Here is a 22,889-nt window from a genome sequence, read left to right as displayed (position 1 = left end):
CCGTTGCCGGCCGCCGCGCGGCGCGCACCTTAGCGCGAGTCGCGCAAGATGGCACCCGTCCCGACCGACGGGCCGGCTCCGCGGCCCGGATGGCCGATGCCGCGCGCGCCGTCCGGCTCGTACCGACCTCGCCGCAGGCGGACCTGCCCGCGCTCACGCCGACCCAGGGGCGCCGGCTTCGCGCCCGCCGCCGGAGCCTTCCCCGCCCGCTGCGGCGGCAGCTCGGGCGCATCGGCGCCCTCGGCCAGAGCCGCGCCGGCGCCCTCGGCCGGAGCCGCGCCGGCGCCCTCGGCCGGAGCCGCGCCGGCGCCCTCGGCCGGAGCCGCGCCGGCGCCCTTGGCGAGCGCCGGGGCCGGCGTGGGGGCCGCGGCGGGGAGGGCCGCGGCGCCGGCCGCCCCGGCGAGCGCCGGGGCGTGCGCGACGGCCTGGGCGGCGGCCGCCGCGACGCCCGGGGCGACCCCGAGGCGCGCCGCCGGGGCGGCCGCGGCCGTCGAGGGCGCTGCCGCAGGGGCGAGCGCGTTCAGCACCGACAGGCCCAGCGCCAGCACGATCGCCGCGCTGCCCGCCGCGAGCGAGACCGCGCTGCGCGAGGCGCGGGCGCGCCGCGCGAGCCGCGCGAGCCGCGACCAGGTGCCCGACGCGCGCCCGCGCGGCGCCTGGTCCGCGTCGCGCGCGCCGCGCGCCGGCCCGCGTCCCGGCTTCGCGGCGCCGGCCCGCGCGGTCCCGGCGCTCGGCAGCGTGTCGGGCGGCGACGACGGGACCGCCGGGAAGCATGACGGGATCTCGAGGGAGATCGGCGGCGAGGTCGTCTCGTGCCGCGCCGCCGCCTCGGCCGGCGGCAACGGGGCGAGGAGGAACGAGTCCGCGCGCTCGTCGCGGGGGCCGCCCGGGTGCGGGCGCGGCGCGACGGGCCGGAGGTGGTCGGGGGTCAGCGCGAAGCTGAGCGGGCCGGTGGACTCGGGCCCCTCGCCCGCGGCGGAGAGGGCGGGCGCCTCGTCGCGCGGGGGCGGCTGGGAGACGGTCCAGCCGAGCGCCTTCACGTCGCCGGCGGGCGTCCAGCACTCGAGGCCCTCGCGCCACACGCGCGTGCTGTGCGGAAGCTCCCCCAGCTCCAGCGCGCGCCACAGCGCGACCGTGCTCATCGCCTCCAGCCAGTCGCCGTGGTCGACGCACCAGGGCCTCGATTCCGCCGGTTCGTCCGCGCGTTCCTCCGCGCTGCTCGCGTGCGAGCTGAACGGCATCGTGGGGGCGCTGCAGAGGCTCAGATGCTCCTGCCTGCGCCCCTCCACGCCGCTCGGCGCCGGCACCCCGTCGCAAAGCCCCTCCACCTTGTACGCCGCGCTCGGGCCCATCGCTGTCTCCCTAGCGAGCTGCGGCGATCCACCCGATGCTTCCGGGTCCACCTCCGCTGCTCTCGTGCGTCGGTAGCGGATGCTGGCGCGGTGGGCCAAGAAAGTGCCGGGTCGGGCCGGGCGCCCGGGACCGCCGCGCCGTGCGGGAGCGCGCGGCACGCGCTGCGCGTGAGGGCGCGCGCGGCACGCGCTGCGCGTGAGGGCGCGCGTGCTGCTCGGCCCGGCGGCTGCGGTCAGAGATCCGTGTAGTTGTCGGAGAACATCGCGCGCTGGCCGAGGAAGCTGATCTCGAGCATGCCGCCGACGTCCGTCTCGCCGGTCGAATGCCGGTTGATGCTGAGCGCCGGCATCAGCCGGATGAGCCCGCGGTACTTCGTCCCTTCCGGCGCGCGCGCCAGCGTCACGTAGACCGGAGCGCGCAGGCTGATGCGGACGTCGTCCGGCGCCTCGTCGTTGAGCGCGACCGCGACGCGCGCGCCGAACGCCGCGCGGAACGTGGCGTTCGCGACCTTGTCGACGATCCCGGCGTGCGCCGTGAGGGTGAGCTCCTGGCTCTTCCTCGGCGCGCCGAGCACCTCGCGCTTGCAGCGCGCGGCCGGGGCGAAGGTGGTCGACTTGGTGATCGGATCGACGCCGGCGACGACGTCGCCCGCGGGCTCGCACCACTCGATCGTGTCGCTCGACGCTGTCCAGCGCGAGTCGAACGCGACCTGCCCCTCGATGGTCGGCGCGAGCTTCTTGCCGCCTTGGCCGATATAGACGGCCGCGGCGCCGGCGCTCCAGGGCAGGGCGATGAGCTCGCGCGGCGCGTAGGTCGGCGGCAGGCTCGTGTCGCGCCGCCCGGGGCCGGGGCCGAGATAGTTGAACCGGGTGCGCCCGACCGCGCCGCCGACGTAGAGGATCAGCGGCGGATACGCCGAGCTGCCCTCGCCCTCGAAGTCGAGGCGCGCGAACGAGGCCGACAGGCGCAGGCTCCCGATGGGCGCCTGGGCCGTCTCGTCGGCGCTCGAGAGGCCGATCAGCGTGGCGAGGCCGTTCGCGGTCGCCACCTCGGCCTCGAGCACGGTGCTCACGTCCCACGCCGTCGGATCGGTCACCTCGCCGAAGCCGGCCAGCACCCCGAAGCCGACGCGCGCGAGCGCCGCGCCCCCCGAGGTGCCCGTGACCTCGGCCGGCACGAGGTAGACGAGCTCGCGTCCCGTGTCGGCCGGCGCGATGGGTGCGCCGGCGGCGGGCGAGGCGGGCGCGACCGGCGCGATGGGGGCGCCGGCGGCGGGCGAGGCGGGCGCGACCGGCGCGATGGGGGCGCCCGGCGGCGCGGGCGCCGCGGCTGGGCCGGCGTCCGGCGGCGGTGCGGCAGGCGCGCTCGGGGCGGCGGGCGCGGCCGGCGGCGGGGGGGCGGGCGCGGCGGGCGGCGCGGGCTCCGACGGCGGCGCCGCGCCCTGGGCGCGCGCGGGCGCCGCCAGCGAGAGCGAGAGCGACAGCAGCGCAGCGGTGTGCAGGAGCAGCAGGGATGTTCTCATGGCGCCACCGTGAACTTGAAGGTGAGGTTCTCGGCGCCGTTCGACGTGTCGTACTCGGCGCGGGTGCTCTGGTTCGTCTTGGGGTCGAAGGCGAAGATCTGGAACTTGCCGCTGCCGTTCCGGACCCTGAAGCGGAATACGTAGCTGCCGGGCTCCAGGTCGAACTCGGGGAAGACCGTGTTGCGGATCGAGAATGGCCTCACCCCGGCCGGATCCCCGGCTGGGGCGGGGTCCTCGAACAGGTAGCCGACGGCGCTGAGGTGGTACTCGTCGCTGTGGAGCTTGAGCTTGATCCTCTTCATGGCGAGAGCGATCCTCTCACACGCGCGCGGCACGGTACAGCGGCTGGCGGCCGCGCGACATCTCGCGAAGATCACGGGATCGAGGGGTGCTCCTGCGAGGGCCCGACGGTCTGGCCACCGTCGCGCGGCGTCGCCAGCTACGTCATCCTGCCGGCGTCTCCCGAGGCGGGCACGTGCCCGGCCGGCCCCGCCGAGCGGAATCGGCTGCGAGGCGGCTCGGCAGTCCGGCCGTCCGTGACCGCGCTTCCGGCGGGCTTGGTCGCTGGCGCCGTTGGCTCCGAGATCGTCGCTGGTTCCGTGATGGGAAAGATTTGAACCACAGAGGCGCAGAGGGCACAGAGGGAGAGAGAAGAGGTGAATCTTCTCTCTTTTCTTCTCTCCTCTGTGCCCTCTGCGCCTCCGTGGTTTCCCATCTCATCATTCAGGGATGAGTCTTGACGACGCGGTATCAGCAGCGGCCGCAGGTGTCGTTGCAGAACCCTTGCATTCAGGGTTCGTTGCACTCGCCCCAGCCTGCCTTGCCACAGAGCGCGCGGCAGACCACGGCACCGCCGGGGCCGGTTGCCGGCGTGAGTGGAGAATCATTTCGATAGGTTACGTGGTGACTGGATACGTTTTCAGGAGGTTTTCTCGGTCGCTGTACTTCATCGGTTCATCTGGGTGGACCTTGATCCACCACCCCGCGCCCCGGGGGCCGGGGACGGTCTCGCCCGCTGGCCGCGCGCACGAGCGGCCCCCCGAATTCCCGGCGAGCCACTTGCCCCCCGGCGCGGCGACCGCCAGGCTCGCCCCATGAGCCGCCGCTTCAATACGGCCGGTCCCTGCCGCCCCGACCTGCACTACATGCTCCCTGCGGCCGAGCGCCTGCCGGAGGCCCCGGCCCTCGTCGATCAGGCGAGCTATTTCGTCGTGCACGCGCCCCGTCAGACCGGCAAGACAACGACGCTGCGCGCGCTCGCCGAAGAGCTCACCGCGTCCGGCCGCCACGCGGCGCTCCACTTCTCGTGCGAGACCGGGGAGACGGCGGGCGACGACTACGCGGCGGCCCAGCGCGCCATCCTCGACACCATCCGCAAGCGCGCCGAGCAGGCGCTGCCCGCCGAGCTCCATCCGCCGCCGTTCCCGCCGGCGTCGGACACCGGCCTGCTCGTCGCGGCGCTCAGCGCGTGGGCCGAGGCGTGCCCGCGCCCGCTGGCGCTCTTCTTCGACGAGATCGACGCGCTCCGCGGTCAAGGCCTCCTCAGCGTGCTGCGCCAGCTCAGGTCGGGCTTCCCCGAGCGGCCGGATCACTTCCCGGCCTCCGTCGTCCTCTGCGGCCTCAGGGACGTGCGGGACTACAAGGCCCAGAGCGGCGGAGATCCGTCGCGGCTCGGGACCAGCAGCCCGTTCAACGTCAAGGTCGAGTCCATCCGCCTCGGCGACTTCACGCGGGACGAGGTGCGCGCGCTCTACGGGCAGCACGCCGAAGAGACCGGCCAGCCGTTCACCGACGCGGCGATCGAGCGCGCCGTGCAGCTCACCGGCGGCCAGCCGTGGCTCGTCAACGCGATGGGCCGCGAGATCGTCGAGAAGATGCGGGTGCCTCCCGCCGAGGCGATCACGGCGGCGCACGTCGAGGAAGCGAAGGAGCGCCTCATCCTCGCCCGCGCGACCCACCTCGACTCCCTGGTGGCGCGCCTGATGGAGCCGCGCGTGCGCCGCGTCCTCGAGCCGCTGCTGGAGGGAGGCTTCGCGGGCGGCGACACGTACGACGACGACGCGAGCTACGTGCGCGACCTCGGCCTGGTCGCGCAGGACAGGCCGCTCCGGATCGCCAACCCGATCTACCGCGAGGTGATCGTCCGCGTCCTCGCGAGCCCCGCCGAGGACGCCATCGCCGTCGAGCCGCGCGCGTTCGTCCGGCCCGACGGGCGCTTCGACGTCGCGCGCCTGCTGCGCGAGTTCGCCGCGTTCTGGCGCGAGCACGGCGCGGTGCTCGCCGGCCGCATGCCCTACCACGAGGTGGCGCCGCAGCTCGTGCTCATGGCGTACCTGCAGCGCGTGGTGAACGGCGGCGGCCACGTGGATCGGGAGTACGGCGTCGGCCGCGGCCGCATCGACCTGCTGGTGCGCTGGCCCCACACCGGGGAGGACGGCAAGCGCGCCTGGCAGCGGGAGGCGATCGAGCTCAAGATCTGGCGCGCCGGCGAGAGAGACCCGCTGCCGAAGGCGCTCACGCAGATCGACGCCTATCTCGACGGGCTGTCCCTCGACACCGGCGTCGTGGTGATCTTCGACCGCCGGCCCGGGGCCGACCCCGAGTCGGGCACCCGCTTCGAGGAGGCGCTCACCCCGTCGGGTCGCCGGGTCACGGTCCTCCGCGCCTGATCGAAAGGCCCGACCGAAGGCGCTCCCCGCCGCGTCGACGGGCCGTGAAAGGCGACGGGCGCGAGCGCGCCGTCACAGGGGCGACGGGCGCGAGCGCGCCGTCACAGGGGCGACGGGCGCGAGCGCGCCGTCACGAGGGCGACGCGCGTGAGCGCGCCGTCACCGCCGCACGACGAACATCGCCGCGAAGTACCCGTCCGTGCCGTGCACGTGCGGCAAGAGCCGGAACGCGTCCCCGCCCCCCGCGAGCTCCCGCGCGAGCTCCGCGTCGAACGGCGCCGGCTCGAGCCGGACGCCGAGGTCGTCGTCCGCCGGCCCCGCGAGCCGCGCCGCCACGGCCTCGCACTCCTCGCGCAGCACGCTGCACACCGCGAACACGAGCCGCCCGCCGTCGCGGGCGCGCGTCGCCGCGCGGCGCGCGATCGCGACCTGCAGATCGGCGAGGCGCGGGAGGTCGTCCGCCGCGCGCCGGAGCGCGATCTCCGGGCGCCGCCGCAGCGTGCCCACCCCGGAGCAGGGCGCGTCCACGAGCACCCGGTCGTAGCCCTCGGGGACGTCGCCCGCGCCCACCGTCCAGTCCACGGCGTACGTCTCGCGGACGAACGCCGCGGCCCGCTCCAGCCCGCCGCGCGCGCCTGCGCTCCCACCCTCCGCGCCTGCGGCCTCGCCGCCCCCGCCCTCGGCGCCTGCGCCCTCCGAGCTCGCCGGGGGCGCGCTCAGCGCCGCGCGCAGCTGCGAGAGCTTCGCGGGATACAGGTCCGCCGCGTCCACCGCGCCCCCGGGGAGCACCGCGCGCGACAGGAGCCACGACTTGTTGCCCCGGCCGGCGCACGCGTCGAGCACGCGCTCGCCAGGCCGCGCGCCGAGCGCGAACGCGAGCGCCTGCGCACCCTCCTCCTGGCCGATCCACGCCGCGCCGAAGCCGGGGAGCCGCCGCAGATCGCCCGCCCCACGCGCGACGATCGCGGCCGGCGAGACGCGCCCCGCCTCGAACGTCGCGGCGGGCGCGGCGCCCCGCAGCGCCGCGAGCCACGCGTCGCGGTCCTCGCCGGGCGAAAGGCAAAGGCCGGTCGGCGGCGGCACCGGGCCGGCCGACAGGAACGCCTCGGCCGCGGCGCGGCCGAGCGAGCGGCGCAGCGCCCCCCGCAGCCACCCCGGCGCCGAGGCGACCACCGCGTCGGCGAGCGGCGGGCGACCGCCGGCCTCCACGGCCGCCGCGACCTTGCGCAGCACCGCGTTCGCGAACGCGCCCACGCGCGGCCCGCCGGCCGCCTGGGCGCCGTCCACCGCCTCGGAGACGGCCGCGAACGAGGGGACGCGATCGAGGAAGCACAGCGAGTACGCGCCCATCAGCACGTGCGCGCGCACCAGCGGGTCCGCCGTCCAGCGGCCCTTCGCGGCGAGCTCGGCGATCCGCGCCTCGAGCGCCGCCTGCGCGCGCAGGACGCCGTAGACGAGCTCGGTCGCGAGGCCCACGTCCCGCGGGTCGAGCGCCGGGGCGCGGCGCAGCTCGCCGTCGAGGGCCGCCGACGCGAACGCGTCCGAGCCCCACACCCGCGCGAGCACGCGCGCGGCCACCGCGCGCGCGGCGCTCTCCCCGGAGCGCGCCGCGGCGCCGCCGCCGTCGCGCCCGCCGCGCCCGTCGCGTTGCGCCCGGTCAGCCAACGAGCTCCTTGAATTGCCCCTGGATCACGTCCCAGCGGCGCTCGACGTCGTTCTTGAACGCGATGCCCATCAGGCCGATGAGCACCATGAGCCCGACCAGGCTCGCGATCTCGCGGACGCGCAGCGGCAGCGGGCGCCGCAGCACGGCCTCGAACGTGAAGAACAGGAGATGACCGCCGTCGAGCACGGGGATGGGCAGGAGGTTGATGAGCCCAAGGTTGATCGAGATGACCGCCATCGCCCAGACGAAATAGCTGACCCCCTTCGCGCCCTCCTCGCCGATCACGTCGTACACCGTGATGGGGCCGCCCAGCGTGGAGATGCTGACCTTGCCCTCCATGATGCGGACGATCCCGACCACGATGAACCGGATGACGTCGTACGTCTCGTCGATGGCGCTCTCCAGGGCGAACTGGAACGCGGACGGGCTCTCGACGTAGGGCTCGGCCACCATCGGCGACCAGTTCGACGCGCGCAGGTAAAAGCGCGGGCGGTGCTGGCCGTACTCGTCGACCCAGTCCTCGCGCCGGAGCTCGATCGTGCCGCTCTTGCGCTGGCCCGAGCGCTGCCAGGTGATCACGTGCGGCCGGTCGGGCGCCGCGAACAGCCGCTCGACGAACGTCGACCAGGCGGTGACCTCGACCCCGTCGACCTCGGTGATGCGATCGCCCGGCCGGAGCTCGGCGTCCCACTCGGCCGAGCCCACGGGCACCTCGGCGACGTAGAGATCGGCCGGCTCGATGCCGGTCCGCGCGAGCAGATCGCCGTGGCCGCTCTCCGGGGTCAGCGCGGCGACGCCGGACTCATAGACGGCGAGCTCGGCCAGCCCGCCGAGCGCGTGCGGCACCGGCATCGGGCGCAGGTACGTGACCGGCACCGTCGCGCCGCGGCTCTCCTCGAGCGCGAGCTCCAGGTCGGCGAACGTCTTCACCGGCGTGCCGCGCACCTCGGTCACGACGTCGAAGGTGCGGAGCCCGGCGCGGAACGCCGGCGAGTCGGGCCGCGAGACGCCGACCACGGCGGCAGGGCGGCTCGGCTTGATGCCGATCTCGCCCACCCGATCGACGATCTCGAGCGGCTTCTGGACGACCTTCTCCTCCGGGACGACCGTGACCTCGACGTGATCCTTGTTGCGGAACACCTTGAGCCGGAGCTCCTGGTTCGGGCTCTTGGCGACGATGCGGTGGAGCTCGGCGAAGGTGCTGACGCGCTCGCCGTCCACCTCGAGGATCCGATCGCCCGGGAACAGCCGGCCCTCGGCCGGGTGCCCCGGCAGGACCACGCCGACCGTCGGCGGGACGAAGCGGCTCTCCCCGATGAAGACGGCGAAATACAGGAGCACCGGGAAGAGCACGTTCATCGCCGGGCCGGACATGACGATGATCACGCGCTTCCAGAGCGCCTGGGACTCGAAGGTGCGCTTGCGATCCTCGGGGAGCACCGCCTCCTGCCGGTTCTCCTCGAGCATCTTCACGAAGCCGCCGAGGGGCAGGAGCGCGATGCAGTACTCCGTCTCCCGGCCCCGCAAGCGCAGCACCCGGGGGCCGAAGCCGATCGAGAAGGTGAGGACCTTCACGCCGAAGATCTTCGCGCACACGAAGTGGCCGAGCTCGTGCACGAAGATGAGCACGGAGCAGAGCAGCGCGAAATACAGGAGGTCCACGGCGGCGGCTCTCTTTACGCGAGGCCGGGCGCGGTGACCACTGGGGAGCGACGGCTCAGCGGGGCGGCGGCCTCGGCAGGTCGCCGTCGGCGCCGCTCGCGCCGTTCGCGCGGGCGCGCGCCCCGCGCACCCTGCGCCGGGCGCGGCGGAGCGCGAGCTCGGCGGCCTCCTCCTCGGTCCGGAAGCGGTCCTCGAGCGCCGCGAGCAGCTCGTCCGACCAGGGCTTGCCCTCGGTCGCCTCGATCGCCTCGAGGAGCAGGCGCGCCCGCGCGCGCCGCTCGATCTCGGCGCGGTAGCGCTTGCGCTGCACGAGCAGCATCGTCACCCAGACCGCGAGCGCGACCGCGGCAGCGCCGAGCAGCCACGTGATCGTGCTGACGAGCTGCGCGCCCTGGTCGGCGAGGTGGCCGATGCGCGAGAGCATCGAGTCGTCCCGCCGCTCGCCCCGCTGCTGCGCCTCGATGAGCGCGTCGTTCGCGCCGGCGACCATCTCGCGGGCGACGACGCGCGCCGTGTTGCCCAGCGCGCGCTGGAATTCCTCGCTGCCGAGCAGCGACGTCACCCCGGGGCCGAGGTTCTCGGCGATGACCGCCTGGAGCGCCGGGCCGAGCTGCTCGCGCATCGCCGCCGCCACGGACGGGCCGAGATCGGCCTCGTCGAGGCTCTCCTTGAGCTGCTGGACGCTCGCCTCCACGAGCGATCCGGCCGCGCGCTGGAGCTCGCGCCGGCCGTCCTCGCCGAGCGCCCCGTCGAGCGCCCCGCGCATCGCGCTCCGCACGACCCCGCGCGCGTACTGCGCGGTGAGCGCGTCGATGCGCGCGGCCCGGTCCTCCTCGCCCAGCGAGGCGAGCGTGCCGTCGAGCAGCCCGGCGACGAGCTGCCGCTGCGCCGCCCTGATCTCCGGGCTCGCCATCATCCGCGCGATGCGCCGCTGGGTCTCCGCCTCCTCCAGCTTGCGGAGCCCCTCGTCGATCGCCGCCGGCGTCTGGACCCGGGCCACCTCCGCGTCCACCGAGGTGATCCTCGTGGGGAGGGCGCACCCGCCGGCGCCGAGCGCCAGGCATAGCGCGGTGAGGAGCCCTCCCAGGAGACCGCCGGATCGAGCGCCTCGCGCACGCATGAGAGGGCGCTTTGCATCGCCGGTGCCCGCCCCCGGTCCGTCGCGCCGCATGCGCCCGAGCCCAGCGCGCACGCGCGAGAGCTCACAAAAACCTGCAATTCCGCCTCGTGGCGAAATGCCACAGAGCACAGAAGTGAGTCAATCGCGCGCCGGAGGCCCGCGAGACCCGCGCATCCGTGATATCTCACCGATGGAAATCGGCCGGGCGCCGCGCCCGCGAGCGGACGCCCCCGGCGGACGGTAACCGGGCCGGTTCTCGCGATGTGCCCCCCAACGAACTGCGAGGTCCCATCATGAAGCACACGATTGAGCACGACCTGAACGACAGCGAGGCGAAGGTGGCCACCGAACGAGCGATCGCGCAGTACCGAGAGCGGTACGCGGAGTACGAGCCGTTCCTCGTGTGGCGCGACGAGAAGCGCGCCGAGCTCGGCTTCTCGGTGAAGGGGGTCAAGCTGAAAGGCAGCATGGAGCTGCGCCCCGGCGCCGTGGACGTCGATCTCGACGTGCCGTTCCTCCTGCGCCCGTTCAAGGGAGTGGCGATCGCCGCCATCGATAAAGAGGTTCGCCACTTCATCCAAGAGGCGCACAAGGAACGGGCGCAGGGCGGGGGCAAGACCGCCTGAGCGAGCGGCCTGATCCGCCGTGGACATGAGCGTCCGCCGGCGCTATGTTGGTGCGACAGAATTCACTTCGCCGGCCGAAGCACGCCTCGCAACATGACTCACTCCAGTGCTCGGCCGGCAGAGGCTGTCTCCTCGCCGCGCGCCCTTCGTCCGCCGCGGCGCTCACGGCGCGATGGCCCTGACGGCCGTCAGCTTCTGCGAGGCGAGCACGAGGTGGATGGCCGCGATGCGGCCGCGCGCGTCGACGTCGCAGCGGATGACGTACCGAGGCGCCACCTTGTCGACGGGGGCCCCGCGCTCGACGACGAGCCCGACGAGGCCGTTGAGCTGGCGGCTCTCGTAGCGGAGGTCTCCGCCGCCCTCGTGCCGCAGCAGGCCGATGAAGAGCCGCGCGACCCGGCTCGGGCCGACGACGATCCGGCGCGCGGCCCTGTACTCGCCGTTCGCGTCGCTGACGACGCGGACCCCCTCGCTGAGGAGGGCCTCGATCGCGGCGACGTCCTGTGTGGCCAGGGTCTCCAGGAAGCGCGCGAGCGCCGCGCCCGACCGCTCGACGAGCTCGGGCGAGGGGCGGCAGCGCTCGCGCTCGTACGGCTCGAGGGCGCGGCGGGCGCGGTGGTGCGTCGTCTTCACGCTGGCCTCCGACAGGCCGAGCGCGTCGGCGGTCTCCTGCACCGAGTAGTCGAAGACGTCGCGGAGCAGGAGCACGGCGCGCTGCTGCGGGGTGAGCGCCTCGAGCGCGATGAGGAACGCGAAGGACGCGCTCTCGAGCAGGTCGTAGCGGCCCTCGGTGCCGTCCTTGCCCGGGATCTCGAACGACGGCGGCTCGGGCTCCGTCTCGATGGGCGAGGGGAGCCACGGGCCGTCGTAGGCGCGGCGCTTGCGGCGCCGCAGGGCGTCCCGACCCAGGTTGAGCGCGACGCGCGCGAGCCACGGCCGGACGGGCTCATCCGTCCGCGCGGGCGGGCGCTCCAGCGCGCGGACGAACGTCTCCTGCACGATGTCGTCCGCGTCGGCGGCGCTGCCGGTGAGCCGGTAGCAGAGCGCCCAGAGGAAGCGCTCGTGCTCGCGGTAGCTCGCGGCGACGAAGCTCGGCGGCGGGGCGAGCGCCGCGCGGGCAGCGGAGGAGGCCGTGGAGCTGCTCATGGATCGCCCGGGTAACCCCGTCACGCCGCGCGGTCGAGCGTCCGTCGCGCGCGCGCGAGGAGGGCCGCGGCGGCGTCCCGCGCGCTGCCGAGGCTCGCGTCGGCGAGCATGCCCGTCGGCCCGACCCAGTCGCCCGCGACGTGGAGCCCGTCGACCCCGGGGACGCGGACGCCCGGGCGCCCCGCGTAGCCGCCCCCCTCCGCGGCGACCACGGCGTTGGAGACGACGAGCGAGGGCAGGAAGCGCCGCTCGACGAGCGCGTCGCGGTAGCCCGGCTGCGCGCGCTCGAGGAGGTCCTCGAGCTCGCGCTCGGGGTCGCGGCCGGCGAGCTCGGGGCCGTACTGGACGGCGTGGAACAGGGCGCCGCCCTGGGGGGCGAGGCGCGCGACCTCGGAGTGGAGCGACAGGTAGAGGGGGCGGTCGACGCCGAGCACGACGCGGCAGCGCGGGCGGGGCAGCCGGGACAGCGCGACGTCGAGGCACGCGGCGCGGACCGGGACGGCGCGCTCGGCGTACGCGGCGAGCGCCGGGACGTCGGGCGCGAGCGCGGCGGCGGCGCGCGGGCTCGCGGCGACCAGCGCGGCGCCCGTGCGGAGGCGGTCGCCGTTCGCGAGCTCCACGAAGGAGACGGCGCCGCCCTCGGCGGCGACGCGCGTCGCCCGCGCGCCCGTGAGGATCTCCACGCCGGCCGCCGCCGCCGCGGCGCGCAGGCCGTCGACGAGCGTCTGCCAGCCGCCGTCGAGGTAGAGCACGCCCTGGCTCAGGGCGAGCTGCACCTGGGCGAGCGCGGCGCCGGCGCTCTGGCGATCGGCGTCGGCGCAGTAGGTCGTCAGCCGGACGAGCATGCCGACGAAGCGGCGCACCTCGGGCGTCCGGAAGGCGTCGCGGAGCCAGGCCGAGACCGGGACCGCGTCGAGCGGGGCGGGGCGCATCGCGGCGAGGCCGCCGAGGACGCGGCCCACCTCGAGCTTCGCGGCGAGGCCGAAGAGCCCCGTCGTGAGGAGCGACAGGGCGCCGGACGGCAGGGTGTGGAGGGCGCCGCGGTCGAGCGCGAGCGCGCCCGATCCGGGCGGCGGCGCGCCCGTGTACCGGACCCCGAGCTCGCGGAGCACCTCCTGCGCCGGCCCGCCGCGGTAGAGCGCGTGGGCGCCGAGGTTCAGCGAGAAGCCGTGGCTCTCCTGCGTGACGGCGCGGCCGCCCGGCGCGTGCGCCTTCTCGATCACGGCGACGGACCGGCCCGCCCGCCCCAGGTACGCCGCCGCGGCGAGGCCCGCGAGCCCGCCGCCGACCACCACCACATCTTTTGTGCGTTCCATCACAGTTTCCCTTTCCTGGCGGTACCACGATCGGGGGTCCGGAAAGGTTACGCGCGGCCGGTCGATTTTCGGGGCGGGCCCGGAGGGGAGGCGGGCGGGGGCTCAGGTGGCGCGGACGAGGGGCGTGTCGACGAGGTGCTCGGAGAGGAACCACACGTGCATCTCGTTCGTGCGTAGGACGTCGCCCATGAGCAGGTCGGCGGTGCCGGCGTCGTCGCTCTGCGCCGTCACCTTCAACGCCTCGCGCGTGTCCGCGATGACCACCTCGTGGGCGTCGAGCAGGCGCGAGATCTGCACCGGCACCTGCTCGCGGCCGCGGGCCGGCCGCTCGATCCTCGTCATCTCCACGACGTCGTGCGCCATGGCGACGGCGATGCCGCCCAGCGTCTGCACCCGCTCTCCGAGCATGTCGATGAGCGCGCTCTGCTCCTTGAAGTGCTTATCGAACAGGAGATGGAGCTGGTAGAAGGTCGGTCCGGACACCTGCCAGTGGTGCTTCTTGTAGAGATCGCGGAGGACGAGCGTGTCCGTCAGGATCTGATTCAACGCGCCGACGCTCAGCGCGCGAGCCTTTGAGCTCAGCACCAGCTGATAATCCACGACCGTCCCGAAAGGCTGGATCTCGGTGCCGCGCTGCCGGAGTAGAGGCTGGGCCTCGAAAGCTCGCGTCTGTCCGTCCTTGCCACGTTGTTGCCGGATCTTCGACGACATGATTCACCCCCCGTGTGATCGGTCCACCCGGTACCTAGGGCGGCTGCCCGCTATGTCCAAGGCCAGCGGCCTCCGCGCTGGGCGGCGGGCTGCTGGCCGCGCAGCAGCCCGCGCGCCGGGGCGCATCGGCGCTCGCCTCCGGCCGGGATCTCGTGCAAAGTCCGGCGCAGCATGAAGAGGCTCCTGCTCACCAGCGCGCTGCCCTACGCCAACGGGCACATCCATATCGGCCACCTCGTCGAGTACACGCAGACGGACATCTTCGCGCGCTACTGGCGCATGGCCGGGCGTCGGTGCATTTACCTGTGCGCCGACGACACCCACGGCACGGCCATCATGATCCGCGCGCGGCAGGAGGGGCGGAGCGAGGCCGACGTCATCGCCGACATGAGCGCGGCGCACCAGCGCGATTTCGCGGCGTTCCAGATCCGGTTCGACCATTACGGCAGCACGAACTCGCCCGCGAACCGGGCGCTGTGCGAGCAGATCTGGGCGTCCTTGCGCGAGCGCGGCATGGTGACGACGAAGGACGTCACGCAGCTCTTCGACCCGAAGGAGGGCATGTTCCTGGCGGATCGGTTCGTCAAGGGCACTTGCCCGAAGTGCGGGGCGGAGGACCAGTACGGCGACAGCTGCGACCGGTGCGGCTCGACCTACGCCGCCACGGATCTGGTCGAGCCGAGGAGCGCGCTCACGGGCGCGCGGCCCGAGGTGCGGAGCGCGCAGCACCTCATGGTGGCCATCGAGCCGGAGCGGCCGTTCCTCTCGACCTGGACGCAGGGCGAGGGGCGGATGCCGAAGGAGATCGCGAACTACCTGGCAGGCCACTTCCTGTCGGAGCCCCTCCGCGACTGGGACGTGTCGCGCCCGGCGCCGTACTTCGGGTTCGAGATCCCCGACGCGCCCGGGAACTACTGGTACGTCTGGTTCGACGCGCCGATCGGGTACATGGCCGCAAGCAAGGAGTGGTGCGACCGGGAGGGCGAGGCGTTCGACGACTGGTGGCGATCCGAGGAGACGGAGATCGTCCACGTCATCGGGAAGGACATCGTCTATTTCCACACGCTCTTCTGGCCGGCGATGCTGCGGGCCGCGCGCTTCTCGCTGCCTTCTCGCGTGCAGGTGCACGGGTTCCTCACGGTGAACGGGGAGAAGATGTCGAAGAGCAAAGGCACGTTCGTGCTGGCCTCGACGTACCTGAAGCACCTCGACCCGGCGTACCTCCGCTATTACTACGCGAGCAAGCTGAGCTCGAAGGTCGACGACATCGATTTGAACCTGGAAGAGCTCGTCAACAAGGTGAACGCCGAGCTCGTGAACAAGGTGGTGAACCTGGCGAGCCGGTCGTCGCGCTTCGTGGCCCAGACGGGCCTGTCGGCGGCCTATCCGGACGACGGGGGGCTGTTCGCGGCGGCCGCGGCGGAGGCGGACGCGATCGGGGCGGCGTATGCGGCGTTCGATTACGCGCGGGCGACGAGGATCATCGTGTCGCTGGCGGATCGGGCGAACGAGTATGTCGATCGGATGCAGCCGTGGGCGCTCGCGAAGCAGCCGGAGAAGAAGGCCGAGGTGCAGGCCGTGTGCACCGTGGCGCTCAACCTGTTCCGGCAGATCGTGATCTACCTGGCGCCGGTGCTGCCGAAGCTCGCCGACGACGTGGCGCGGCTGCTCGGGTGCCCCATGGACCGGTGGGAGCTCGCGAAGACGCCGCTTGTGGGGACGCCGGTCGCCGCGTATGAGCACCTCATGAAGCGGGTCGATCCGGGTGCGGTGGAGAAGATGATCGCGGAGGGCCGTCCGGCGGAGGCGCCGGCGGTGGAGGCGCAGGCGGCGGGAGCGCCGGTAGCGGCGGGAGCGCCGGTAGCGGCGGAAGCGCCGGCGGCGGCGGGCGGCGGCGCGGCCGCCGAGGACGACGGCGCGGCGCTCGCCAAGGAGCCGCTCGCGCCGGAGTGCACGATCGACGACTTCACCAAGGTCGACCTGCGCGTCGCGCGCATCGTCGCGGCGGAGCACGTGCCCGAGGCGAAGAAGCTGCTCAAGCTGACCGTCTCGCTCGGCGGGGAGGCCCGGCGCACCGTGTTCGCCGGGATCAAGGCGTACTACAAGCCGGAAGACCTGATCGGGAGGCTCGTCATCGTGTGCGCCAACCTGGCGCCGCGGAAGATGAAGTTCGGCCTCAGCGAGGGGATGGTGCTCGCGGCCGGGGACGAGACGGTGCACCTCCTGGCGCCCGACTCGGGGGCGAAGCCGGGGATGCGGGTGCACTGAGGCGAGCACCTCGCTTCCCCGCTGCCTCCAGCGTTATCGTGCCGGCCTCCGGATCGCCGAGGCCCCATGAGACCGCTGGTCGCTCTCGCCTATTACCCGCTCTGGGCCGTGGCCGTGACCGTCGGCGTCACCGCGCTGCGCCTCGGGCGCAACGTGGGCCGCGGCCTCGTCGCCCTCTGCTTCTTCCTCGCCTTCTGGGTCACGGGGCTCATCCTGCTCGAGACCGACGGCACGGTCGCCCTCGCCGAGCGCGTCCTCCCGAGCGGGATCATCGTCGCCGCGGGCCTCGCCCACGCCTACGCCGACGTCGCCGGCGCCTCGCGCCGCCCCGTCGCCGTGGCCTACGCCGTCAGCGCCGCGGTGGCGCTGCTCGGGGCCGTCTCCCCGCGCGTGCTCTACGGCCCCGCCGCCCGCTCGCCGGGCCCGCTGTTCCTCCCGCTCGCCGCCGTCATGGGCGCCGCCGCGATCGCGCTCGAGGTCCAGATCGGGCGCGCCGCGCTCGCGGCCCGGGGCCTCCTGCAGCGGCGCATCGCCGCGCTCTTCTTCGGCAGCGTGCTCGCGACGCTCGGGGGCGGCTTCCTCGTGGTGCTGCGCGTGCATGGGCTCGGGGACGTGCTCCTCGGCGCGCCGGTCCTGCTCCTCGCCATCCTGCTCGTGGCCTACGCCGCGCTCATCGGCGAGCTGGGGCGCTCCCGCCGCGTCTTCGCGCAGGGGCTCGCCTACGCCGGCCTCACGGCGCTCGTCTCGTCGCTCGGGCTCATGGTCTTCTTCAAGGTCCTGCCCGCGCTCGCGCCCGGCGGCGGCGCGTCGCTCCCCTGGCTCGTCTTCGTGATCTTCCTCGTCGCGCTCCCGTCCGATCCGCTGCGCCTGCTCGTCGTGGAGCACCTCGGGCGCCGGCTGTTCGAGCGGCCGATCGGCGTCCGCGACCTCGCCGACGAGATCGAGCGCGTCGAGGTGCGCGCCGACCAGGCCGAGCGGCTCGCCGAGCTCGGGCGCCTCGCGAGCGCGGTGGCGCACGAGATCCGCAATCCGCTCGGGGTCATCGCCGCGCAGACGAAGCTGCTCGAGCGGCAGGGCGCGCGGCCCGAGACCGTGGCCTCGCTGCGGGGGCAGGTCGACCGGGCGAGGCGGTTCCTCGACGACCTGCTCCGCTACAGCCGCCCGCGGCCGCTCGAGGTGAGCGAGGTCGACGCGCTCTCCACGCTGCGGCTCGCGGCGAGCCACGTCCGGCAGATCGTCGGCGAGGGCGCGCCGCCCATCGAGATCGCGCCCGAGGCGGGCAAACCGATCTTCGTGGAGGCCGATCGCGGCGCCTTCCTCGACGTCGCGACGGCGCTGCTGCAGAACGCGGCCATCGCGCTCGACGGGGTCGCCGAGGGGCGGATCCGGGCGGTGGTCGCGCGCGAGGGCGGCTCGGTGATCGTGCGCGTGGAGGACAACGGCCCGGGGGTGCCGGCCGAGATCGAGGGGATGCTGTTCCAGCCGTTCGTGACGGGGCGGGGGCGCGACGCGAAGCACCCGGGAACGGGGCTCGGCCTGGCCGTGGCGGCGCGCTGGCTGGAGCGGCACGGGGGCGCGCTGCGCTACGAGCGCGCCCCGGGCGGCGGCGCGCGCTTCGAGGCGCGGTGGCCCGCGCGGGCGGCGGAGGCGGCGGGGTGAGGCCTGGCCAGTGACCCGTACCGATCGGCGACCGGCGCTGGTCAGCGATCAGGTCAGTGCGCGCCGTTGGCCCGCGTGAACGGCGCGGTCACACCGTTGAGGATCCGCGTCGTCTCGCAGACCCGGCGCCACGGCTCGTGGTACGAGAACATGGCGCCCGTGCCCGCGGGATCCGGCACGGTGAGCTCGGTGCCCGGGGCGGGCAGGCCGACGGCCCCGCCGGCGGGGATGGGCGGTGACGAAAGGAACGGCGAGAGGCCGGACTGCGCGCCCGGCGGGCGCGGGTCGATGTGCGTGAACGGCGTCGCCAGCTCGGTCGGGCTGTGGCAACCGTTGCAGGTGGCGAGCGCGAAATGGTGGCGCTCGATGGCCTGGAGCGGCGTCGTCGCCGTGTGATCCCAGAACGGCCCCGGCGCGGGCGGGGGCGGGGGCGAGGTCGACTCGCCGCCGAGCAGCGGGGCCGGGACCGGCGTCTGGGTGAAGTCGATCAGGTTCGGCGAGCCGGTCCAGAGCGCGTTGGCGTCGAGGTAGCCGTCGAGCGCGCCCGACGCGTTCAGGCTGTCGTCCGGCGTCTGCTTGGTCGTGTCCGGCCGGAGCAGCGCGGCGTTCGGCCCGAGGCCGACCTGCTGGAGCGTGCTCTCGCGGAGCTTCCAGTCCGGCCCGAAGATGATCTCGTTGGTGCGCACCTGGGCGATGGAGCTGCCGAAGTTGATCGCGCCGGGCTCTGCCCCCGGCGAGGTGATGTCGGCGAGCAGCGACTCGAGAAGAGCGAGGTACGCGGGCGAGCCGATCGGCCCGAGGGACGGGTCGCTCAGCTTGTGAAAGGCGTTTGCCCAGTCGAAGGTCGTCGCCGGAGCCCCGCCGCGCTGCGACGGGAGGCTGTACTCGAGGATGACCGTGGCCGGGAGCGGGCCGCCGCTCGGCAGATCGACGATGCCGAAGACGAAGCGCACCTCGCCGGCGCTCGGAGGGCCGCCGTAGAGCGGGGAGGGGTCCTGCAGATCGGCGCGGTTGAGGATCGCGAGCAGGCGGAAGGGCGCCTGCGTGATGTCGAGCGGACAGGCGCCCGGGCCGACGATGGGCGACCCCGGGGCGCAGCCGCTGGCGATGAGCCACGGGTCGATGAGCGTGGGCCGGATGCCCGGCCGCGCCGGCACGGGGAAGCCGTTGACGACGTTCGGCACCTCCCACGCGTGCAGCCACTCGGCCACGAACTCGTGGACGGGCGTCGCGCCGGCCATCTGGCGCATGAGCATGCCGAAGGTCCACGCGGCCGGCGTGCCGCCGGAGGGACAGGAGCCAGACCAGGTGGTGCGGCAGACGTCGTCGACGACGGCGACATCGCGGATGAGCAGCTCGCGGTCGAAGTCGACGGGCAGCGGGAGCGGCGGCCAGAGCGTCGGATTCAAGTAATCGCAATCGGTGACGAGCGACTGCGCCGCCTCGCCGAGAGGACCGTCATCCCCGGATCCCGAGGTCCCGGTGTCGAGGGTGCAAGCCCCGATCGCGAGGCTGGCCAGTGCGCACAGGATCGATGTTCTTTGCATGAATGAGGAGGCACCTTTCTCGCGTGGCGCGGCTCCATGCCCGCTGGAGCGCGCGGCACGAACGCCCTGGCTGGAGCGCCGGGCGTGGGCGCCTGTTTTAAATAAGGAATATCTGTATGTAAAGTAGTTCGGACCACGTGATCATGGCGTCCTTGCGACGGTCCCTGCGTGTGGGGGTGTGTTGGAGTGTGAGATGGCCCGCCGCGCGTCGTGGCCGGGCGCGCGGCGTCAGCCCAGGACCTCGAGGGTCACGCCGCGGTCACCTCGAGCTGGGCGGTCGTGGCTCCCGCCTCGAGGGCGCGAAGGGGCCATGCTCCCTCCGCGGCCTGCGGGCCGCCGGCGCCTCATTGCTCGCGGAACGTGGCGTCGGCCTGCTGGGCGCTGCCGGACACCGTGCCGACGATCATCAGAAAGCCGGAGTGCCTCATGTACTGCCCGGGCGCGCTGTAGGACTCGAAGGACGACCAGCCGCTGTTCGCCAGGCCGGGGCGGCGATGCCAGGTGGCGTCGCCCCGGAAGCCGGACGACCCGTCGTTCGTGTCCAGCCAGACCTCGCCGCCGCGATGCCGGAGGAAGCGGCCGGGGAAGTTCACCGACTCGAACGAGACGGCGCTCGAGTTGGCGAGCCCGGGCACCACGCGGAACTGCGCGTCCTGGATCGGCGACACCGCCTCATCGATCCGGGCGCGGAAGCCCTGGTGGCGCAGGTACCGGCTCTGGAAGTTGTAGGATTGGAGCTGGCGGATGGTGCCGACCGGCGTCGTGGTCGAGCCGGCTGTGTAGTTGCGGATGACGCCGAGATCCCAGGGGAGCTGCTGGTAAGGGGGACCCGACAGGTTGAGGTTCCCCTGGATGAGGAAGTCGACGCGGTTGATGTCGTTGATCTCGAGCTTCTGGTTGACGCCAGCGCGGATGAGCTCGCCGTGGGAGACGCTCGTGGTCCACCGATCTGCGTTGTACACGAGATTGCCGCGCCAGGCCCATTTCTCGGCGATCTGCCGCCACGGCCCTCCGGCGCTGGCCGACGTCCACAGCTCGTAATACCGGTTGTCCTTGAGGTCTTCGACGATGAGGTAGTACTGGCTGTCCGCGAGCGACTTGTAGACGTGCGCGCCTTCGAACGTATCGGTGATGGCCACCGAAGGTGATCCCCAGCCGCCCGGGAAGCTCCCCCGCGCCGTCTTGCGCACGTAGAGCCTGCGCGAGCCGTCGTCGGGGGTGTTGTACAGGTAGCAGCTGGCATCGTCGCAGATCACGTAGTAATCCCAGCCCATGTTGCCGGAGGCGCCCAGGGATTTCGGGCCGGACCACGAATTGGGGTCGGCGATGTTCGAGGTCGTGGCATAGGCCGCGCCGTGTTTCCCATCCTGGTAGACCAGGTACCACAGGTTGTGCGGCTCGAAGTAGAACACCTGCGGCGCGCAGAAATAACTCTCGCCGATCTTGCTCAAGTAGATGTGCGGAGCGGTCCGGAAGCCCTCCATCGTCGTCGCGGACGAATACAGCATCTGCCATCCGCCGCTGGCGTTGGCGCCGGTGTAGAACATGTGATATTTGCCGCCTGAATACACGATCGTCGGATCTTTGACGGCGTAGTGGTCGTAGGGCTCCGCCTTGGCTTTGTACAAGATCGGCGCGTCCACATACCAGGTCGGGTTGGCGATGGCGGCGGCGCCCTCGAGCGAGCCGGCCTCCTCGCTATCGCTCTCGATCTCCTCCGGGCCGACGACACACGACACGGCGATGGCGCCGGTCGCGGCGGCGAGCAAGGCGTGTTTGGATACGAACCCCATATCGTTCTCCTCGTCCTGCTGAACAAGTGCTACGCGATCAGCTCGCGGCTCGACGCTGCGATGACGGGCAAAGAGGGCGCAGAGGCATCGGTCGTCGATGCGCTCTGCGCCCTCTGCCGCGTCGTCAGCTCGATGTCTCGACGCGCTGCGGGTGCAGCGGCCGTTCCCTCCGGGCCGTCAGCGGCCGAGGAAGTTCATGAGCCAGCTCATGGCCGGCCGCATGGTGCCGTTCGAATGCTGGAGGCCGGTGTTGTCCCTCCAGGTGGCGCCGACGATGTAACCCCAGAGGGTGATGCCGGGGACGGCGGGGTGGTTCCAGAACATCTTGAACTGCTCCTCCATCACCTGCTTCTGCCGGTTGTCGTCCGCGATGCCGATGTCGTACTCGGTGATGTACACGGGCTTGCCCAGCGAGGCGAGCTTGTCGATGTACCCCTTCACGGTGTTCGTGTTGATCTTGTAAGCGTCGTGGGCCTGAGCGCCGAGGGCGTCGACGGGGGCGCCCGCCCGGATGACCGCCTGCGCGATCCTCATGAAGTTATCGTGATCGCCCTGGTACTCGATGTTGTTGTAATCGTTGAGGATCAGGACCGCGTTCGGGCAGTACTCGCGCGCCCACTTGAAGGAATTGACGATCCAGTCCCAGCCGCTGGCGCCTGCGCCGCCGATGCCGTTGATGTAGGAAGGCGTCGTGTGGGGCGGCGGCTCGTTGACGACGTCGATGTACTTCGTGTCCGGGTAGCGCGCGCAGAACGACCGCATCCAGTCCTTCAGGGCCGCCTGCTGCTCCGACCCGGAGAGGCTCGCCATCCAGCTCGGCTGCTGGGCCCCCCACACGAACACGTGCTGCTTGAAGATGACGTTGTTCGCCTTCGCGTAGTTGTAGATCCGGTCGAGCGCTGCCCAGTTCTTGTTCCCGCGCGTCCGCTCGACGGAGTCCCACTTGCCCTCGTTCTCGGGCGTGATCTGGTTCCAGTACCTCGAGAAGCCGTCGCGCACGGCACCGTTGGTCGTGATGTTGCCCACGAACTTCGCCCCGGTGGCGCCGCCGCCACCGCCGCCACCGCCGCCCGCGCCGCCGGAGCCGCCGGAGCCGCCGGAGCCGCCGGAGCCACCCGCGCCCGAGCTGCTGGAGCTGCTGGAGCTGCTGCTCGAGGTACCCCCGCCGCCGGTCCGGAGCGAGAACTTCTGGTTGTTGCCGTTCGCCCAGCCCCACTGCTGGAGGCCTGCGCCGTCCGCGCTGCCGGCGACGTCCAGGGACTTGCCGCTGTGGCGCGCCGTGAGACGCACGCCGCCGTTGACGTCCGTGAACGACCACTGCTGGTTCTGTCCGTTCCAGCAGGAGTATTGCTGGACGCGGGCGCCGTCGCTGGTGGAGGCGCCCGCGACGTCCAGGCAACGGTTGCTGGCCACGTTGCGGATGCGGTAGTAGCCGCCGTCTGCCGACTCCACGCGGAACTGTTGCCGCGTCGAGCCGTTGCAGCTGGCGATCTGCAAGGCCGCTCCGTCAGCGGTGCTGCCTCCTGCCACCTCGACGCACTTTCCGCTCTGCGCGCCGACGATCGTGTAGACCGCGCCCGTATCGATCGTGATGGCGCCGTCGAGCGACCCCCCCTCCTCGGTCTCGGCGTCGTACGCCTCCTCGGGGTCGATGACGCACGACACGGCGAGGATACCCGTCGCCGCCGCAAGCAAGGCCTGCATCGTTCCAAATCTCATCGTGTTCTCCTCTTCCTGTTAAGTAAGTGAAACTAGAATCTTCCCACCGCTCGACGCTGCCCTCGCGTGGGTCGGGATCGCTCTCCGCGCGCTGAAGGCCCCCGAGGGGCCG

The 22,889-nt window shown here is 73.0% G+C and carries 16 protein-coding genes; 4 read left to right on the top strand and 12 right to left on the bottom strand.

Annotation, left to right across the window (positions count from 1 at the left end):
• Positions 1-29: 29 nt before the first annotated feature.
• The 3 genes from WME98_RS16340 to WME98_RS16330 all read right to left on the bottom strand — a co-directional run bounded on the left by WME98_RS16340 (position 30) and on the right by WME98_RS16330 (position 3,177).
• Complete coding sequence (locus WME98_RS16340) at positions 30-1,352, bottom strand: hypothetical protein (protein ID WP_437952122.1); 1,323 nt, start codon at positions 1,350-1,352, stop codon at positions 30-32.
• A 233-nt stretch (positions 1,353-1,585) separates the two neighbouring features.
• Positions 1,586-2,875: a hypothetical protein gene (locus WME98_RS16335; protein WP_437952121.1), complete on the bottom strand. Its 1,290-nt coding sequence runs from the start codon at positions 2,873-2,875 to the stop codon at positions 1,586-1,588.
• Positions 2,872-3,177 (bottom strand): hypothetical protein, encoded by a 306-nt coding sequence (locus WME98_RS16330; protein ID WP_061629550.1) that lies wholly within the window; start codon positions 3,175-3,177, stop codon positions 2,872-2,874. Before WME98_RS16330 ends, WME98_RS16335 begins: the two co-directional genes overlap by 4 nt.
• 792 nt (positions 3,178-3,969) lie before the next feature.
• On the opposite strand from WME98_RS16330, the gene WME98_RS16325 reads away from it, so the two are divergent.
• Positions 3,970-5,544, top strand: coding sequence for an AAA family ATPase (locus tag WME98_RS16325; RefSeq protein ID WP_437952120.1), 1,575 nt, complete (start codon positions 3,970-3,972; stop codon positions 5,542-5,544).
• A 159-nt stretch (positions 5,545-5,703) separates the two neighbouring features.
• On the opposite strand, the gene WME98_RS16320 is transcribed toward WME98_RS16325, so the two are convergent.
• The 3 genes from WME98_RS16320 to WME98_RS16310 are packed head-to-tail and all read right to left on the bottom strand — an operon-like array spanning position 5,704 to position 9,992.
• Positions 5,704-7,209 (bottom strand): RsmB/NOP family class I SAM-dependent RNA methyltransferase, encoded by a 1,506-nt coding sequence (locus WME98_RS16320; RefSeq protein WP_437952119.1) that lies wholly within the window; start codon positions 7,207-7,209, stop codon positions 5,704-5,706.
• A complete protein-coding gene (gene rseP, locus WME98_RS16315) occupies positions 7,202-8,872 on the bottom strand; it encodes an RIP metalloprotease RseP (protein ID WP_437334126.1) in 1,671 nt (556 codons plus the stop codon). The genes WME98_RS16320 and rseP overlap by 8 nt, the downstream gene beginning before the upstream one ends.
• Positions 8,873-8,927: 55 nt before the next feature.
• Positions 8,928-9,992 carry a hypothetical protein gene (locus tag WME98_RS16310; RefSeq protein WP_437952118.1) on the bottom strand — a complete coding sequence of 355 codons (1,065 nt, stop codon included), beginning with the start codon at positions 9,990-9,992 and terminating at the stop codon, positions 8,928-8,930.
• 293 nt (positions 9,993-10,285) lie between these two features.
• On the opposite strand from WME98_RS16310, the gene WME98_RS16305 reads away from it, so the two are divergent.
• On the top strand, positions 10,286-10,618 hold the full coding sequence (locus WME98_RS16305; RefSeq protein ID WP_020740911.1) for a polyhydroxyalkanoic acid system family protein: 333 nt from the start codon (positions 10,286-10,288) through the stop codon (positions 10,616-10,618).
• Positions 10,619-10,780: 162 nt separating this feature from the next.
• On the opposite strand, the gene WME98_RS16300 is transcribed toward WME98_RS16305, so the two are convergent.
• The 3 genes from WME98_RS16300 to WME98_RS16290 form a co-directional block, all read right to left on the bottom strand.
• Positions 10,781-11,764, bottom strand: coding sequence for a sigma-70 family RNA polymerase sigma factor (locus tag WME98_RS16300; protein ID WP_437952117.1), 984 nt, complete (start codon positions 11,762-11,764; stop codon positions 10,781-10,783).
• 20 nt (positions 11,765-11,784) lie between these two features.
• The gene (locus tag WME98_RS16295) at positions 11,785-13,080 is read right to left on the bottom strand and encodes a phytoene desaturase family protein (RefSeq protein WP_437952116.1); all 1,296 of its coding nucleotides are present in this window, start codon (positions 13,078-13,080) and stop codon (positions 11,785-11,787) included.
• 102 nt (positions 13,081-13,182) lie between these two features.
• Positions 13,183-13,665, bottom strand: coding sequence for a Dps family protein (locus tag WME98_RS16290; protein WP_272826937.1), 483 nt, complete (start codon positions 13,663-13,665; stop codon positions 13,183-13,185).
• A gap of 297 nt (positions 13,666-13,962) precedes the next feature.
• Between WME98_RS16290 and metG the strand changes: the two genes are divergently transcribed.
• Both metG and WME98_RS16280 read left to right on the top strand, forming a co-directional pair.
• Complete coding sequence (gene metG / locus WME98_RS16285) at positions 13,963-16,059, top strand: methionine--tRNA ligase (RefSeq protein ID WP_437952115.1); 2,097 nt, start codon at positions 13,963-13,965, stop codon at positions 16,057-16,059.
• Between the two features lie 66 nt (positions 16,060-16,125).
• Positions 16,126-17,718 carry a sensor histidine kinase gene (locus WME98_RS16280; RefSeq protein ID WP_437952114.1) on the top strand — a complete coding sequence of 531 codons (1,593 nt, stop codon included), beginning with the start codon at positions 16,126-16,128 and terminating at the stop codon, positions 17,716-17,718.
• Positions 17,719-17,771: 53 nt separating this feature from the next.
• Here the strand turns inward: WME98_RS16280 and WME98_RS16275 are convergent, their stop codons facing one another.
• The 3 genes from WME98_RS16275 to WME98_RS16265 all read right to left on the bottom strand — a co-directional run bounded on the left by WME98_RS16275 (position 17,772) and on the right by WME98_RS16265 (position 22,777).
• On the bottom strand, positions 17,772-19,265 hold the full coding sequence (locus tag WME98_RS16275) for a hypothetical protein (RefSeq protein ID WP_437952113.1): 1,494 nt from the start codon (positions 19,263-19,265) through the stop codon (positions 17,772-17,774).
• A 344-nt stretch (positions 19,266-19,609) separates the two neighbouring features.
• Entirely contained in the window at positions 19,610-21,058 is a 1,449-nt protein-coding gene (locus WME98_RS16270) for a non-reducing end alpha-L-arabinofuranosidase family hydrolase (RefSeq protein ID WP_437952112.1), read from the bottom strand.
• Between the two features lie 177 nt (positions 21,059-21,235).
• A complete protein-coding gene (locus tag WME98_RS16265; RefSeq protein WP_437952111.1) occupies positions 21,236-22,777 on the bottom strand; it encodes an RICIN domain-containing protein in 1,542 nt (513 codons plus the stop codon).
• Positions 22,778-22,889: the final 112 nt, after the last annotated feature.

It is taken from the genome of Sorangium sp. So ce296 (genome assembly GCF_051529605.1).
GTDB classification, from domain to species: domain Bacteria; phylum Myxococcota_A; class Polyangia; order Polyangiales; family Polyangiaceae; genus Sorangium; species Sorangium cellulosum_D.
The sequence above is the reverse complement of the archived record's forward strand: the minus strand, read 5'-3'. Positions and strand labels throughout refer to the sequence as shown.